The organism is Lewinella sp., from assembly GCF_050633125.1.
Lineage (GTDB): Bacteria > Bacteroidota > Bacteroidia > Chitinophagales > Saprospiraceae > Lewinella.
Genome location: NZ_JBOEFX010000056.1, coordinates 1 through 15,196 on the forward strand (window position 1 = coordinate 1; position 15,196 = coordinate 15,196).

Below are 15,196 nucleotides of genomic sequence, written 5' to 3' on the forward strand. Positions count from 1 at the left end.
GATTATTGCACCTTTGGCAACACCAAGCCTTTCCGGATCAGGATCATCAATGGACTTAATGATAACTATGACCATTTTTATATCAAAAAATCAGATGCCTCCCGGATTTATGGAGCAGAACTCGAAGAGTTGCTTTCGCCCAATTCTTTTATGTACCTCCATCATGGAGATACCCTGGTTGAAGAACACATTGCAGGCATCCCTGGTGATGACTTTATCCGTAAAAATCTAGCAGACACCACCTTCAACCAAATCCGAATAGCCAAGGAATTTGTCAAATTCAACGAACGCTGTTTTGTGCGCCTCTTGGGCGATATGCGAGCCTACAACTACGTGGTGGATATTACGCCAGACATTGAGGGGTCCCAGTACCGTATGCGGGCCATTGATTTTGACCAACAATCGTATGAAGGAGGAAGTAGTTTTTACCAACCTAAATACTTTAAGGAGAACAACCCCATCATTTTTCTGGGCCAACAGCACATGACGGTGGATACCATGAAACAGTACCAAATGGAAGAACGCAGCCTGATTGCCAATCGCATAAAAGCAAGCAAACGAAGAGTAAGCGCATTGTTCTCCGTGATGATCAAAGACGAAATTTCAAATCCAAAAAAAGTCGAAAAACTCAAAAAAGAGTTGGCTTATCACCACTCAACCAAGGTATTTGACCACTGCAAAAGCATGGGGGAGATCGTCTACGAAAACCTCAAATTGGTACTAGACAAAGAATTTAGGCAGAGTACAGCTATTTTTGACTTGGCCTCCGATGAATAAGAACAGCACGAAAATAANNTAGTTGAATAAGCGATTCATTTTAAGCGTTTTAACTATTTGAAAAAATTGCAGTTTATTTTCTGCGCAATACTAAGGCTAAATAACCAACGTGAATTTATCAACAGAAGAAAAACATCGTTATGCGCGCCACCTGATCCTTCCAGGTTTTGGAATGGAAGCTCAGCTAAAGCTCAAAGCAGCCAAAGTCCTGGTTATTGGGGCGGGCGGCTTGGGTAGCCCATTATTACAGTACCTCGCCGCCGCCGGTGTGGGCACCATCGGCATCATAGACCCTGACCGAGTAAGCAGCAGCAACCTCCAACGGCAGGTGCTCTACGGTGAGAAAGATTTAGGTAAGCTAAAAGTAGAAGCCGCTAAAGAACGGTTACTTGATTTGAATCCTCACATTACTATCGTAACCTATCCGCAAGTTTTCGACAAAAACAATGCGATGAAAATTCTATCTGAGTATGATATAATAGCAGATGGAACAGATAATTTTCCAACCAGATACCTGGTCAACGATGCCTGTGTATTGGCAGGAAAGCCCTACGTCTATGGTTCTATCTTTCGTTTTGAAGGACAAGTAAGTGTATTCAATCTTTTATTGCCAGACGGAAGCAGGAGCCCTAATTATCGCGACCTCTACCCTACTCCGCCGCCAGCAAACCAGGTTCCTAACTGTGCCGAAGGCGGTGTACTAGGGGTACTACCCGGCATGATCGGCGCTATGCAAGCTAATGAAGTCATCAAAATCATTTCGGATACTGGCACACCACTAGCAGGAAAGGTTGCATTGTTTGATGCAGCCCATTTCACCCAACATACCTTGCGCTATAAAGCAAACCCTGCTACCAGAATTGAAGAACTAATTGATTACGAGGTATTCTGTGGACTTCCTGCCCAGGAGCAATTGCCCAGCATCGATGCAGGGGCATTAAAAGTGATGCAGGAACGTGGTGATGATTTTATTCTACTTGACGTAAGAACACCAACAGAGAATGAGGTGGATCACCTGGGAGGGGTATTAATTCCTCTGGGAGAACTTTCTGACAGCTGGCATAAGCTTCCCAATGGTCAATTGATTGTGGTACATTGCCAAAGCGGAGCTCGCAGCGCAAAAGCTGTAGCCCTATTACAAGAAAAGGGATTTTCTCAGGTATATAATCTTGAGGGAGGTATAAATGCTTACCGCAATTTAAACTAACAAGCGCAGTACCACCATTTTTTCAATTCCTCCTCTGTTTCCAGGAGGTACTCCTTAATTTTTGTCATTCCGACAAAGCGTGCACCTCCATCGGTGAGGATGGCTTCTTTAAGATTGCGATTCAATCGAACAGAATGAGCTAAAGCGAGTTCAGTAAGTTTGTCGACTAAGTCCATATTGGACTCGTCTTTGCGAGGGATTTCCAGTTTAATCATTTCCTTTTTTGGGTTGGCTGTGTTAGCCTGAGCGTTCTTTGGGGAGCTAAGGTTAAAACATTATTAATCAATACACTTCTGACGTATATTGTATGGAAATGTAACGCAAATAAAAGCCTATTAGTTGCCTAAAAATCACGAATAATAGAAATGTTACCCATATTTTTTCATTAAGTACTTGGACAAAAGAAATGTGGTATTGATTTTTAGAGCTATTTTTCTTCTAATCAAGGGAAGCCCGGAAACTGGTAGCCATAGCTGCCAAGTTGAGGACTGTACGAAGAGTAGGAGGAAAAGACTCAAAAAGCAATCATCCGTGATTACATTTGTCCAAATACTTAAGGGATGAGGAAATAAATAATCTACGCAAAAGACGTAGCAATTTTTGCTTCGGACAAGTCAGGTTTTTCGCAGCATAGCGGGCTACGCAAGGAAAATCTGATGATGGATAAAGGGAAACCCGTATGCTGCGAGGCCGGCAGGTTTGTAGGAAGGTGTGTAGTTTTTTTTGCGAACTCCCTAATCATTCGAGGGTCGGCTAATAGCACTTAAACGAACAGCTAAATTGAGAATTCCCCGGACTTGCTCTTGTGGTGCTTCATGCCATAATTTATTAGGAGGATGGATCATATCGTCCAGTAAAAGGGCATTATTCAACTGGTAATAAGTCACCCAGTCTTCCCTTGTAGCTGCCGCAAATTGAGCAAAAGCAGCTTCATAACGCCCACATGGAAGAGGAGCCGTGCTGAAGTCACAAAATTCGGGTGCTTCCTCTCCTCTGCCCATTACATTGATCCAGGCAAAGACATTTACAAAACTCTCTTTGTAGTAATAACGAAACTCTCTCCAAAAATCGGTAGAAATAGGAAGGTCTGCAGCAGCCACATAGGCATTCAGTAAAGCTAGTGATCCACCAACGGGCGGAAGCCGGCAACGGTTAGTAGCTGTAAACCCTGCACAAGGCAGCTTTGTGTCTTCAAACTGTAGTTCTCTTCGAATATACTCGCTCCAATCTTCTCCTGCCACATCAAGATAGTTGGTACCATAGGCGTCATCATACAGTTTAAGTGCGTAAAGCGCGGCTGCATTGTCTGCAGGCCGCAACGCCATATCTTCCGGTCGTGAGGCCAAATGCTTGTATTGAGACCGAGAAATCCCCATTACAAGGTAAATCGACAACTCTTCCCACTGCAGATGATATTTTTCATCTCCGGTATACTGTTGATAATGCCCCAGTATTATGGCTGCTTGAGTCAGAAAAAAAAGCTGTTGCTCCCACTTTTTCTTGTTCTTCCAAAGCGGAAAGTGGTCTGTATCGCTAATATAAGCAGCCATCCAAGCCATGTGCTTAGCTATACGAGGATCAGGCTCATCGAGTAAATCGGCCATCTGATGCAAGGCGATAGCCGATTGGCTCATCATAAAGATGGTGGTCTCCTGAAGATCGTCTTGGCGATAAACATACTCCTTCAGTTCTTCCTTGTCTAATCCGTAAAGCAACTGCTTGTAGAAACCTTCTCGTTGCCAACCCGTTATTTCTACTAACCAAAGCCCTAGTAGGAATAATGCAATTAAAGTACCAACACCTACCAAAGCAAGCGCTACTCTGGGAAGTCTTTTTCGGAGCAGATAGGCAATAAACCAGAAGAGTCCGGCTCCGAATAACAGGATAATTAAGAAGGCTATTAATGGCATATTCTCATTTAACTGAATATTCGGCAAGATAGGGCTTTGGCAAATGCTGAGCAAACATTAAATTTGCGGGCGAAAACAAAGCAGGTATTCCGGATGTTTACTCGATGAATGCGTGCAGATAAAATAAATACGACCTCGCTATGGCGATAATGATAACCGACGAATGTATTAATTGTGGTGCTTGTGAACCTGAATGCCCCAACAACGCCATCTACGAAGGCGGTATGGACTGGGCTATTGAGGATGGTACTTCGATTACCGGCCCCTACACCATTGAAGGTGATCGTTCTGTTGACGCCAGTAAGCGTTTAGAACCTGTATCTGACGAATTCTACTACATAGTTCCTGACAAATGTACGGAGTGTGTTGGTTTTCACGAAGAGCCTCAGTGTGCTGCCGTATGTCCAGTAGATTGCTGTGTTCCTGATCCGGAAAGAGAGGAAACTGAAGAGCAATTATTGGCCAGAAAAGCGTCCTTACACCTGTAGTATTATCCTTCTATTGCTGTTTTTACTCTTAGAACCGTCGTTTCAACCAACGATCGGGCTTAACTTTCTGTGTTTTCTTTGTCATTTCATCTAAGCGAAGTTTGCAAGATGCACACCTTAAAAGATGTTCTCTAGTACGTTTAAGCTCTTTCTCTCCCATCCGCTTGGATAAGAAATCATCCAGATCATCATCTTCAAGATGAACCAAGTTTTCTTTTATTTGCCGCCACATAAACCAGAATACAGCTAGGGCAAATACAACTACAATTAAAGCTCCACTGCTCATTTTATTATTATTTTACTTTCCGTAACACCTCCATTAAACACTCCCAATCTTGTGAGTTGTTGTAGACATTGGGCGCAATTCGAATAGTTTGTCCGCGAACACTTACCAAAATATTATGTCTTGCAAGAGCAGCCTGAACAGCTTCCATTTCGACACCTTTGGGCAAACCTAGCCCTACAAGATGCTGCGCCCTTTGCCCTTCGGGCAAAATATGATAGCCCTTAGAAAGCAATTCTTCTAGATAAGGCCTGTTCAAATTAGCACAATACTCCTGGATACGGACAGGCTCCCAAGCATTGATTTGCTGAAGAGCTACCTCCAACATTGGCATAAGTATAAAGTTACTCTGCTCGCCCACGCAATAACGACCTGCAAGCGGAAGGTATTCAGGTTGGTAATTTACCAAATTACGAAAATCATCACTTCCTTTACGATTGATCCAGTTCTCTTCAATGGGTTGCCCCCCGTCCATCGCTGGGCCAAAATAGGCTACGCCCGTTGAGTAAGGGCCCATCAACCACTTGTAGGCCGCGCAAATCAGCGCATCAGGTTGAATTTTCTGTACATCAAAAGGCAAAGCCCCCACAGACTGAGTGCCATCGATAATTAACCAGGCACCAACTTCTTTGGTTTTTCTTCTGATCGCTTCCAAATCAAACAAGACGCCTTCTGCCCAATGTATGTGAGAAAGAGCTACTGCAGCCGTATTGGGCCCAATTGCAGCGAGGAGTGCCTCATTCCAACGTTGGCCCTTATTGGGGCCATCATCTACCTTAACTGAGGTTAATTTACCGCCTTTCTCTGTTGTGAGTTGGCTCCAGGAATAATAATTGCTGGGAAACTGGTCGGCTGCGATAATTACTTCCTGGCCCTTTTCTATCGGCAGGTTCTTAGCTACCGNNGTTGCAATCCCATACGATACAGAAGGAATCACCGCAATACGGTCGACTTCCTCGGCATTGATGGTTTTAGCAAAAGCAGTTTTTACATTCCTAACCAGATTAAAGAAATCTGCTGGTGCAACGCGATTAGGTGTATTTTTCAGACTTACGGCATGTCGTCCAGCAGCTTCAACACTCTTGAGTTGAGGGGACATGTAAGCACAATTCAGGTAGGTTACAGACTCATCTAACTGAAATAAAGACCTCTGGCATTTTAACATTTGGACGGGCATTTCGTCAAAGATAAGCCGCCGAGATCAAATTCTTACCGTAAATAATACCTTAGCCCCAACTGAAGGGCAGAAAGTCCACCAAAAGGCTCTTGCTTACTTGGCCAAGCGGTTAGATGGTGCTGATATTGAAAAGCAGCTTCCCAATGTTTCGCAAATTGATAGCGAGCACTACCGTTAAGGCTCCACTGCAATCTGTTCGCATCAATAGCAAAGGGGCCATTTACAGCATTGGTGATCGAATCGAAATCATAGACCGACAAAACACCTTCATAAAGGTCTACCCGTAAGCCATTGGGGTCACTTTCTACGGGCTCGGCCACAGCAGTTGACGAACTTTCGAAAACAGCAAAAGCTTTCGTAAAATAGCTCCCCTGTACTGACATCCCTAAGCTAAACCGAGGAGATAGCTGACAACTACCACCAAGGTAAATATTGAGGCGCGAAGTTTCCAAGTTTTGAAAAGCCAAGGTTCGCTCTACGGAGTAACCACTACCCAAGTTAGGCTGAAGTTCATCAGCAAAGGCATTCTCTTGATTTCTCCCTACAAAAAAGGAGCGCTGGTTGACCTGGTATTGTGCCCCTAGCTCAACATTCCACTTATTCCCGAGATCACGTAGTATCCCCACACCAATAGCAATACTACTATAATCCGTGGTTGACAACGACACACCGCCTTGCCCTTCCATGTAATAATGCCAACGACTAACAGGCTTGACTTCAGCAACTTTAACAGGGAGCTGCGAATTGGAAATAGAAAGAGGACCGTCGCTAATGGTCGGCAATAGATAAGAGATGGCAGTTACCTCTCGAGAGCGATTCGCCGTTATGAACTCAGAAGTTTCCGATACTATTGAAGGTATACTTTCATTCACAAGTAATTCAGCGGGGACATCATTAAGCGTTGTACGCTCTTCGTTATTGACAATAATGGAGGATGGTACTGGATCGGTTTCATAATCAATCGTATTTTCAGTGCGGTCATTTTCCTCATCAACAGGTGCTTGCTGAAACGATGAAATGGAGGCTTGCTCTACCGCGAAGGATGAAGCAACTTCCTGCTCTACCAAACGCCCTTCTACTGGCACAGCAGTCGTTGGAGTTTCAGACAAAAGCTCATCGTTCTGCTGATAAACATTTTGTTCACCAGTGTTTGTATTATCCGCAATAACAGCTTCTTTTTCTGCTACAAACGCACGTCCAGAGGAATTCTGGCCACTACCTTTACCAAACAAATAGATGTTCAAAAATAGGACAACAATACCAGCCAAGCCAGCCAGCCACCAAAATGCACCACGCTTCTTTCGCGGCATAGCTTGGTCTAGCTCCTGCTCCATCTGCATCCAGGCATTATCAATCAATGCCGGATCCAGCTCCCTATCTTTATTATCCTGTATACTGGCCACTATGATTTGATTCTTTGTTCATTAATACTTTCAACTTTTTCCGGGCATTGGATAAATGCCACTTAGAAGTGCCATCACTTATCCCCAATCGCTTTCCTATTTCCATGTGCGTATAGCCGTCTACCGCATAAAGCCAAAAAACCTCTCGGGTAGCTTTGGGTAGTTTATCAATCAGGCTTACCATATCCTCAAAATACAGCTGGTGTAAAGCTGAGGTCGAAGTTGGCGCATCCCAATCTTCAACAGGCAGAAAGCGTACTTTCTTATCGCTTTTCCGATAATAGTCCGCCATGCTATGAAAAACCAAGCGACGAATCCAGCCCTCCAAAGAGCCCGCAAATTGAAAGGTATGTAGTTTGGTAAACACCCGTAAAAATCCTGAGTTCAAAATTTCTACCGCCTCTTCTTCTGAATTGGCATAACGCTGACACATCCGATACATCGTCGGAAAAAACTTACGGTAAAGCAGTTCCTGAGAGCGGCGGTCGTTATTCACGCAGCCCTCTACCAGTTCCCGTTCGTTATTATTGTCTTTCTGTGTTGCCAATTACCTGACTAAGTATTGCGCAGAAAATAAACCGCGATTTAGCTTAAGTTTCCCAAACAGTTGAAATACTTAAAATGAATCGTTTATTCAACTATTATGAAAACAAAAACGGTTTTTATTTTCGTGCTGTTCCTAAGTAATTACTTCTCTGATCATTCAGAGAAAATGATTTAAAATAATAAGCCCAGCGAAAATAAAAATCGCTGATAGGTGACATTACGATATTCGATATTCCCGTTAAACGGGCGCTCCTGAACATAGTAAGCGTCTTGTAAGCGGTACCCAAGGCTAATTGTGAAATTTGATTTTTCAGTGGCTCCTAAACGCAGGCCTACTTCCGGGTGAATCATCCAGCCTCCTTCGGCAGTTGTTACGCCTTGGTTTTTATTGGTAAGCGCAAAACCATAGCCTGCATTTAAACCAAGGTAAGGTGCCACAATGCTTCTGCTTAAATAGCCACGATAATGCCCAAAAATACTGAGGATAGATTCACCATCCTCCAAGTCATAGGCATCAAAACTCGCCCCCAAGCCTGCTCCTACCAATCGATTAAACTGATAGCCCATAATATGCTGAATATTAAAGCCTATTGCGGATTGCGTAACCGCGACATCATCGAAACCCGGATCAAAAAATGGCACATCTTCCCTTTCTCTTTTTCCAAAAGAAAAAGCAAAACTCGTAGTATTAAACCATCCTTCTTCCTGAAATTCATAAACAGGCTTACGCCGCTCAAATGAGGGCTTATCGGCATTCGGCTCCTTCACTAAATATTCACTACCTCGCTTAGCACTTGGTATTTCATAGGTGATTTCTTTCACCTCTGTATCCATAATAAAAATAGTGTATCTAGTCGTCTTTAACTGAATCCTCATTTCTCCCTCTGGGGAATAAGACTTGATAACCCCCTTGTGGACTGTCCCATCGTTCAAGGTAATATTGCTAACCACTCTTTTTTCCTGAGCTATGGGAAATGCTGTACGCCAAGTCTCCGCTACAGGAGTAGGTAGTTGCTGAATCTGTTCAACTGCTTCCAGCAGGTAGGTTTGTACAATATCGTCTTCGGCTCTCTTGAAAACAATTTTATTGTCCTCCGTATAATTGAGGATAGTTCCCTGGACAATCGCACCACTACGTAGATGCAATACATCGGCAGACTGCGCCGCCAAAGTCAGCAAAAAGCAAGAGAACACAAATAGAGAAGTCATCTTTTTAATCATTCTAAAAGCAGTTTTATTAGCAAGTCTACCTTCATTGTACAGTCAAGACAGTCGACGGTCAAACAAAGGTTGGGTATTTGTAGTGATAAATCAAAAATCGTTTAGCTCCAAGCAAAATCTTAATCCTTTTCCTGTCTTCAACCAGAGAATCAAATTACCTTTGCAGCCAAAATAAACACTAGACACAATATAACATTTCCTATGATGATGCGTCATTTCCGCCTATTCCTTAACCTTCTTTTCCTTCTTCCGATCAGCCTTTGGGGGCAATTGCTTATCGAAGTCAGCAATCTTCCTTCGACAACACCTCCGGGAAGTGATATTTATATCGCAGGAAGTTTCAATGATTGGTCCCCTGACAATACCGACTATATTCTCGCAGAAACTTCCCCCGGCATTTACCAAATTGAACTCGACATAGCAGCTGGCACCTACGAGTTTAAGTTTACCCGTGGCAGTTGGCCTACTGTTGAAGGTACCACAAATGGAACTTTTCGCCCTAACCGACAAATTACCTATAGTGGCGGGCAGCAAACCGCGTCGCTCATCATTGACGGCTGGGAGGGGCTCAGCAGCGGTGGCAGTACCGCTGCTCCTAATGTAGAAATCCTTTCTAATAGTTTTTACATGCCACAACTCAACCGCAACCGCCGGATTTGGGTGTATCTGCCTCCTGACTATTATACCTCTAGTCGTGAATATCCCGTCTTGTATATGCATGACGCCCAGAATCTTTTTGACCAAGCGACCAGCTTTGGCGGAGAATGGGAAGTTGACGAAAGCCTCAACGATCTCTTCAATCAAGGCGACCCCGGTATTATTGTCATCGGTATAGAAAACGGTGGAGGAGAACGAATTAACGAATTAACCCCATGGGCTAACCCATCTTACGGCGGCGGCGATGGAGCTGCTTATGTAGATTTTATCGTTGAAACGCTGAAGCCTTATGTAGACAACAACTACCGCACCAAAAGCGACCAGCCAAACACGGGCATTATGGGTTCCAGCCTTGGCGGTTTGATTTCGTTATACGCCTGTATCCGTCATCAGGATATTTTTGGCAAAGCAGGCATACTCTCCCCAAGCCTTTGGTTTACTGATGATATTTATGATTTCGTAAGCAGTACAGGCAAGCAAGCCCAACTAAAAATAGCGTTGGTCGCAGGAGAACAAGAGTCTAGTACGATGGTCGCTGAATTACAAGCTATGTACAATACTCTGCTTAGTGCAGGCTTCAGTTCCGATGAACTACTCATCACAACCCATGCTGATGGCGAACATAGTGAATGGTACTGGCGGCGAGAATTTCCAGGAACCTATCAGTGGTTGTTTCAAATCGTGAGCATTCTTCAAGGCTCTTTGGAACTAAATGATATTAGCTATTGGCCTAATCCAGGAACAGATTATCTATTTATTGATGGTCTTCCAGCAACCACTTCTTCTTGGCAAATGGCTATTTATAACACCGGTGGGCAAAAAATCAAAGAATCTTCGTTTAGCAATGCACAAATAGATGTAAGCACTCTTCCCTCAGGGAGCTACTTCATTGTTATTTGGAATGATAACGAAGGGTGGAGCATTGTCAACTTTCAAAAAAACCGATAACACGCGCCTTTGGCAAATAAAATACTTCTTTTAACGCAAATTGATTTTCTTTTATACTGATAAATCGTTATTTTTAAAACAATTACAACGTAATAAAGATTTTTCCGATCACTTAAAAGCTTATCGCCGATGAATATTACATTCTCAGAACTTCGCAACATCAAGCACCAGATGCCAAGTGGCAGTGTAGGTCGCATTGCTAATGAATTGGGTATCAACGAGCAAACAGTAAGGAATTATTTTGGTGCAAATAAATTTGAGGAAGGTTCCCTTACCGGTAAACATGTTCAGCCCGGACCAGAAGGTGGCGTCGTTTCTTTAGAAGACACGGCCATACTGGAAATTGCCCAGCGAATTATCCAGGAAAACAAGCTAGGCATGTAATTTATCACCTAAACAAAGTAAAAATTCCTCTCCGTTTACTTTAGAACAGCACGAAAAAAACGCGATTTGGTTTTTCACAATAGTTGAATAGGCGCTTCATTTTAAGCGTTTTAACTATTTGAAAAACTTGGATAAAATCGCGTTTTTTTCTGCGCAATACTTTGTGTAGACGGAGGGGAACCCTTGTATTCAATATTTATAAATAGCTTTAGTTTTATTCTTCTTTTAAGCCCCTTCCTTTCTTTTGTACCAAACCTTGTTCCGTCAGTTGCTTTAGCAAGCGATCTAGTACACCATTAATAAAATCCTTGCTCTTATCTGTACTATACAGCTTAGCAACCTCTACAAATTCATTGAGGGTAACTTTGGCAGGAATAGAAGAGAAGTATAAAAATTCTGCGATCGCCATTTTAAGAATAATCATATCGAGAATTGCGACTCTTTCCGCATCCCAATTTTTGAGATTAGGCTCAATTATACCGAGTAATTCTTTATCAGCATCTACTACTTTTTCAAGTAGCTCCTGCCCAAACTCACTTATGGTTTCGTCTTGTGGCTCATAAGCCTCCAGAAAATCTTCCTCTGCCGGTAGATTTTTAATCGTTTTTTTCATCGCACCAACAACCAAGCTCTTGTCGTCCATCCACAATGGAAATTGATCTTCCATCATGGAGATAAAAGTCTCGTTGTTGATCAGAAAGCGATAAAGTTCCAGCAATATATTGCGGTGATCTTCCTCGTTGCTTTCAGCTTGATCAATGTACGCCTTGTACTCATCTGTTTTTGAAAACCCTACGTAGAGTTTACGGATCAGGTCAGCATCCAAATGCTGGCCCAGGCTAAAACGGCCATGAGCATTGGTGAGTGTAAAATTTTTGGCAAGCGATTGAAGCGCCTCATTATTAGCCAGCTTGGCCGAAAATTCCTGATCAGCTTCCGTAGGACGCAGCTTACCGTCCTTGCGAATTTTATCCTGTCGGGCATATTCCGCTACTCGCATAAAAGCCAGTAAATTAAGTAAATACAGCTTGAAGGAATCATCTACCATCCGGCGATAATACTTAACTGCACCTTTGACACCGGTTGTTGGTTCCTGCTCGCGGTTTTTCGCGTACAGCACCTGCATAACCTTGATCCGGACGTTTCTACGGCTTAACATGATTTCAAGTAACATTTGATGAACGGGAAACAATCCCGCTATAAAATTCCTGCAAAGGAAAGCATTATCCGCTTATAATCACAAAGAATTAGGACTCGCTGAGAAAATCTGCCTGAATATTATCAAAATTAGGGATATTTTTAAAGTGCCATTTCTTCAAAACAGTCCCTTCCTTCATAAGTACTGGCCCTGGGTTGGAACGAACAATGGTCTTCAATAAAATATCATCGCCCATAAAAAATGGAATCTCAGTACCCAAAGCTTTTTGGAAACTGGCAATCCGTTCAGGGTCTGAATAAGCCGTAATGGCGTAAACTTTTAATCCAGCCGCAGCAGCAGCTTCCATAACCGGCAAAAATTTACTGCGCCAACGAGCTACATAAGAAGGATCCCAATCGTAGATGGTGGTCACTACTTCTTTCTGATTCACTTTCGTCAACCGGCGTTCTAAAACGGTGTCCTGTAAAGTAATTACGGTGTCAGTCACAAAAACAGAATCAGGAACTATCGTTGTTTCTTGATGTTCGGTGCCATACAAACGGTAGGCGACAATCATTATGTGAGGTTCACTTTCCTGTAAAATACCGGAAGTGATATCATTCCCCCCCAGGTCGCTGACTTCAAAATCACTAATTTTTGTCCGAACAACTTCTGGTTCTGACTTCACCTGGTCAAGCTCCCATTCTTCTGCCGGATACTTGGCGTATTCTTGTAAGTAAACGTCAAAGGGCAACTCTACCACTTCGCCGTTGGCCTTATTAGTCATTTTGTAGGCCAGTACTTTAACATTGGCCTCTGACTCTTCTTCCAGTGCTTTGCGTTCTGCAATATTAGCTCCTTCCCGAAACGGCCGGAAGTCCACTTGAGGAATATCCGTTACGTAATTAGTAAAAGAATAAAGCATAAGTGCCAGGACACTACCAATAATGACCATATTTTTACTGAGGTACTCAATACCTACAATTGCCACAAAAAACACAGGTAAGCGCCAGCCAATGGTGTATCCATTAATATAAATGGCCAAAATAGAGATTCCTACCGCAAGGCCAACGGCCAATGCACGCTGAGACCCTTTGGTTAGTTCGTGAAAAGATTTTGTTGCAAAAAGGAAGATCAGCCCCGGTATCAGTAAAAAGATATCCTTGAAGAAGGATACACGGGGTTCTAGCTTGAGGAAATCGCCAAAACAACCACAATCTGTCACCTTCATACTTGTTGGTTCGTAGCTGCCCCACTGCCCAAACTGGAAGAAATTTACGCCTTCAGGCACGTACCCTGTTAAGTAAGTAAAGCCTGTCAGGAAAGTAAATACCAGAACCAAGAGGAAAAAAGACCAGGCCGTAAACTTGCGCATCACGCCAATAAGTAGGTTGAAGCCCAGGAAAATTTCAAAGACAATCATAAATACCGCAAAAGCCACAGCATACTCAGCTAGTGCCGGAAACATAGGTGCTAGAAAGGCTGCTTTCGTACCTGCAAAAGTTGTTTCAAACTCTGCGAAATACTGCTCCATTTTGTAAGCGGTACCCAATGGGTCAACTGCTTTCACCAAACCGGAGAATATAAAAAGACCTCCAACAAAATTTTGAAGAAGGCTTATCAAAAAATTCTTGATCAATTTGCGATCCATAGCTTTTTGCATGCCCGTCAGAGCGAGAGCAAAAATGGCAAGTCCAATAATGAGTGTAGGTAGATTCATAATAAGCTGGATTATTGTGGATCAATCGATCCATCCTCTAACAATATTAAGGCGAAAACGGCATAATTGATAATATCACGGAAATTACCTTCTTGCCCTTCAGAAACGAGGGTACGGCCCTGATTTTCTTCAATTTGTCTGATTCTAAGCAATTTAGCTAGAATCAAATCGGTAATAGAGGTTAGCCGAAGCTCCCGCCATACCTCACCATAATCGTGATTTTTTTTTTCGAGAAGTGCACGGGTACCCCTAATTTCGGTATCGTATAGTGCAGCTACTTCTTCAGCACTAAGGTCAAGCCCACTATCGGCTGGTAACCGAGACTGGATGATGGCCAGGATACTGTAATTGATAAGGCCTTTGTACTCTCCGTCTAGAGGATCATCTACAAGTTGCAGGCCTTTTTCTTCAATACTACGTAGGCGCTTGGCCTTGATAAAGAGCTGATCCGTCAAGGAACTGGGCCGAAATATCCGCCAGGAAGAACCATAGTCCTGATGCTTATTCAAGAAAACTTCCCGGCAGCTGGCCATTATTTGATCGAATTGCTGAAGTGTACTTTCCACTTAGCGGCTTTTTTTATTGTTCTGCAAATGTAACAACTCCTCCATTATTGCTTGCAAATGAATTGCAAAATATAGTTAACAAAAATAATTACGACCTTTATGGCTGTGGAATATACAGATATATATCAAACCATTGAGGGGCCTTCCTATGGAGAATTTAAAGACCGAGGAAGCAAATTCCTGGCCTATGCTTTCCCTGTGGAGAATACAGATCAAATTCAGGATGCTCTTTTAGAAGTACGCAAAGAACACCCCAAAGCCCGGCACCATTGCTATGGTTACCGCTTGGGGCTAGATCAATACAACTATCGCGCCAATGACGATGGAGAGCCCAGTGGAACCGCTGGAAGACCCATTCTCGGACAAATCGACAGCGCAGAATTAACCAACACTCTCGTAGTTGTTGTGCGCTATTTTGGCGGAACGCTACTCGGAGCATCAGGCTTGATTAATGCCTATAAAAAAAGTGCAGCAGAGGCCTTGGCGGCAGGTGTAAAGGTTGAAAAACTAGTAGAAGATGTCTACACCCTCCGTTTTGATTACGCCCACATGAGCAAGGTCATGAACGCTGTTTCTAAGCCTCCATTCCAGGTTATTGAACAACGCTTCACGATCACCGCCGAACTGGATGTTTCCGTCCGGCAATCTCTCGCAGAAGAAGCCCTCAAGCAGCTAAAGGCCCAAGTTGCAGAGGTTTATCTCGAAGAAGTTGATGGCCTGGAAGAAATCGAGGGTTTTGATTTAGAGCATGCTTACACGCGCTAGTACAAG

16 protein-coding genes and 1 pseudogene are annotated in these 15,196 nt (G+C 43.2%); 6 read left to right on the forward strand and 11 right to left on the reverse strand.

All coding sequences use genetic code 11. The features are described 5' to 3' along the window. Both ACRBG0_RS13210 and moeB read left to right on the forward strand, forming a co-directional pair. Window positions 1–777, forward strand: a 777-nt coding sequence (locus tag ACRBG0_RS13210; RefSeq protein WP_431487346.1) for a hypothetical protein, incomplete at its 5' end; no start/stop codon positions are given. A gap of 109 nt (window positions 778–886) precedes the next feature. Continuing rightward, on the forward strand, window positions 887–1,984 hold the full coding sequence (gene moeB, locus ACRBG0_RS13215; RefSeq protein ID WP_431487347.1) for a molybdopterin-synthase adenylyltransferase MoeB: 1,098 nt from the start codon (window positions 887–889) through the stop codon (window positions 1,982–1,984). Here moeB and ACRBG0_RS13220 read toward each other — a convergent pair. Together ACRBG0_RS13220 and ACRBG0_RS13225 are read right to left on the reverse strand one after the other, a co-directional pair. Further along, the gene (locus ACRBG0_RS13220) at window positions 1,981–2,199 is read right to left on the reverse strand and encodes a hypothetical protein (protein ID WP_020539396.1); all 219 of its coding nucleotides are present in this window, start codon (window positions 2,197–2,199) and stop codon (window positions 1,981–1,983) included. The genes moeB and ACRBG0_RS13220 overlap by 4 nt on opposite strands. Before the next feature lie 519 nt (window positions 2,200–2,718). Next, on the reverse strand, window positions 2,719–3,894 hold the full coding sequence (locus ACRBG0_RS13225) for a hypothetical protein (protein WP_431487348.1): 1,176 nt from the start codon (window positions 3,892–3,894) through the stop codon (window positions 2,719–2,721). A 140-nt stretch (window positions 3,895–4,034) separates the two neighbouring features. On the opposite strand from ACRBG0_RS13225, the gene ACRBG0_RS13230 reads away from it, so the two are divergent. Beyond that, complete coding sequence (locus tag ACRBG0_RS13230; RefSeq protein ID WP_020539398.1) at window positions 4,035–4,382, forward strand: 4Fe-4S dicluster domain-containing protein; 348 nt, start codon at window positions 4,035–4,037, stop codon at window positions 4,380–4,382. A gap of 28 nt (window positions 4,383–4,410) precedes the next feature. Here the strand turns inward: ACRBG0_RS13230 and ACRBG0_RS13235 are convergent, their stop codons facing one another. The 6 genes and pseudogenes from ACRBG0_RS13235 to ACRBG0_RS13260 all read right to left on the reverse strand — a co-directional run bounded on the left by ACRBG0_RS13235 (window position 4,411) and on the right by ACRBG0_RS13260 (window position 9,012). Further along, window positions 4,411–4,668 (reverse strand): hypothetical protein, encoded by a 258-nt coding sequence (locus ACRBG0_RS13235; protein WP_431487349.1) that lies wholly within the window; start codon window positions 4,666–4,668, stop codon window positions 4,411–4,413. A 7-nt stretch (window positions 4,669–4,675) separates the two neighbouring features. Further along, on the reverse strand, window positions 4,676–5,568 hold an 893-nt coding region (locus tag ACRBG0_RS13240; RefSeq protein ID WP_431487350.1), incomplete at its 5' end, for an aminotransferase class V-fold PLP-dependent enzyme. 2 nt (window positions 5,569–5,570) lie between these two features. Further along, window positions 5,571–5,842, reverse strand: a pseudogene (locus ACRBG0_RS13245) (aminotransferase class V-fold PLP-dependent enzyme); the annotation flags it as partial. Window positions 5,843–5,874: 32 nt separating this feature from the next. Continuing rightward, a complete protein-coding gene (locus ACRBG0_RS13250) occupies window positions 5,875–7,245 on the reverse strand; it encodes a hypothetical protein (RefSeq protein WP_431487351.1) in 1,371 nt (456 codons plus the stop codon). Beyond that, window positions 7,226–7,792 (reverse strand): RNA polymerase sigma factor, encoded by a 567-nt coding sequence (locus ACRBG0_RS13255; RefSeq protein WP_431487352.1) that lies wholly within the window; start codon window positions 7,790–7,792, stop codon window positions 7,226–7,228. Before ACRBG0_RS13255 ends, ACRBG0_RS13250 begins: the two co-directional genes overlap by 20 nt. A gap of 170 nt (window positions 7,793–7,962) precedes the next feature. Further along, window positions 7,963–9,012 (reverse strand): hypothetical protein, encoded by a 1,050-nt coding sequence (locus tag ACRBG0_RS13260; RefSeq protein WP_431487353.1) that lies wholly within the window; start codon window positions 9,010–9,012, stop codon window positions 7,963–7,965. A 201-nt stretch (window positions 9,013–9,213) separates the two neighbouring features. On the opposite strand from ACRBG0_RS13260, the gene ACRBG0_RS13265 reads away from it, so the two are divergent. Both ACRBG0_RS13265 and ACRBG0_RS13270 read left to right on the forward strand, forming a co-directional pair. Continuing rightward, window positions 9,214–10,617 carry an alpha/beta hydrolase-fold protein gene (locus ACRBG0_RS13265; protein WP_431487354.1) on the forward strand — a complete coding sequence of 468 codons (1,404 nt, stop codon included), beginning with the start codon at window positions 9,214–9,216 and terminating at the stop codon, window positions 10,615–10,617. Between the two features lie 129 nt (window positions 10,618–10,746). Continuing rightward, window positions 10,747–11,001, forward strand: coding sequence for a DNA-binding protein (locus ACRBG0_RS13270; protein ID WP_431487355.1), 255 nt, complete (start codon window positions 10,747–10,749; stop codon window positions 10,999–11,001). Between the two features lie 214 nt (window positions 11,002–11,215). Here the strand turns inward: ACRBG0_RS13270 and nusB are convergent, their stop codons facing one another. The 3 genes from nusB to ACRBG0_RS13285 form a co-directional block, all read right to left on the reverse strand. After that, window positions 11,216–12,160, reverse strand: a complete 945-nt coding sequence (gene nusB, locus ACRBG0_RS13275) for a transcription antitermination factor NusB (protein ID WP_431487356.1) — start codon at window positions 12,158–12,160, stop codon at window positions 11,216–11,218. An 88-nt stretch (window positions 12,161–12,248) separates the two neighbouring features. Continuing rightward, entirely contained in the window at window positions 12,249–13,859 is a 1,611-nt protein-coding gene (locus ACRBG0_RS13280; RefSeq protein ID WP_431487357.1) for a DoxX family protein, read from the reverse strand. Window positions 13,860–13,870: 11 nt separating this feature from the next. Further along, on the reverse strand, window positions 13,871–14,425 hold the full coding sequence (locus ACRBG0_RS13285) for a DUF1599 domain-containing protein (RefSeq protein WP_431487358.1): 555 nt from the start codon (window positions 14,423–14,425) through the stop codon (window positions 13,871–13,873). Window positions 14,426–14,524: 99 nt separating this feature from the next. On the opposite strand from ACRBG0_RS13285, the gene ACRBG0_RS13290 reads away from it, so the two are divergent. After that, window positions 14,525–15,190, forward strand: coding sequence for an IMPACT family protein (locus ACRBG0_RS13290; protein ID WP_431487359.1), 666 nt, complete (start codon window positions 14,525–14,527; stop codon window positions 15,188–15,190). Window positions 15,191–15,196 lie beyond the last annotated feature (6 nt).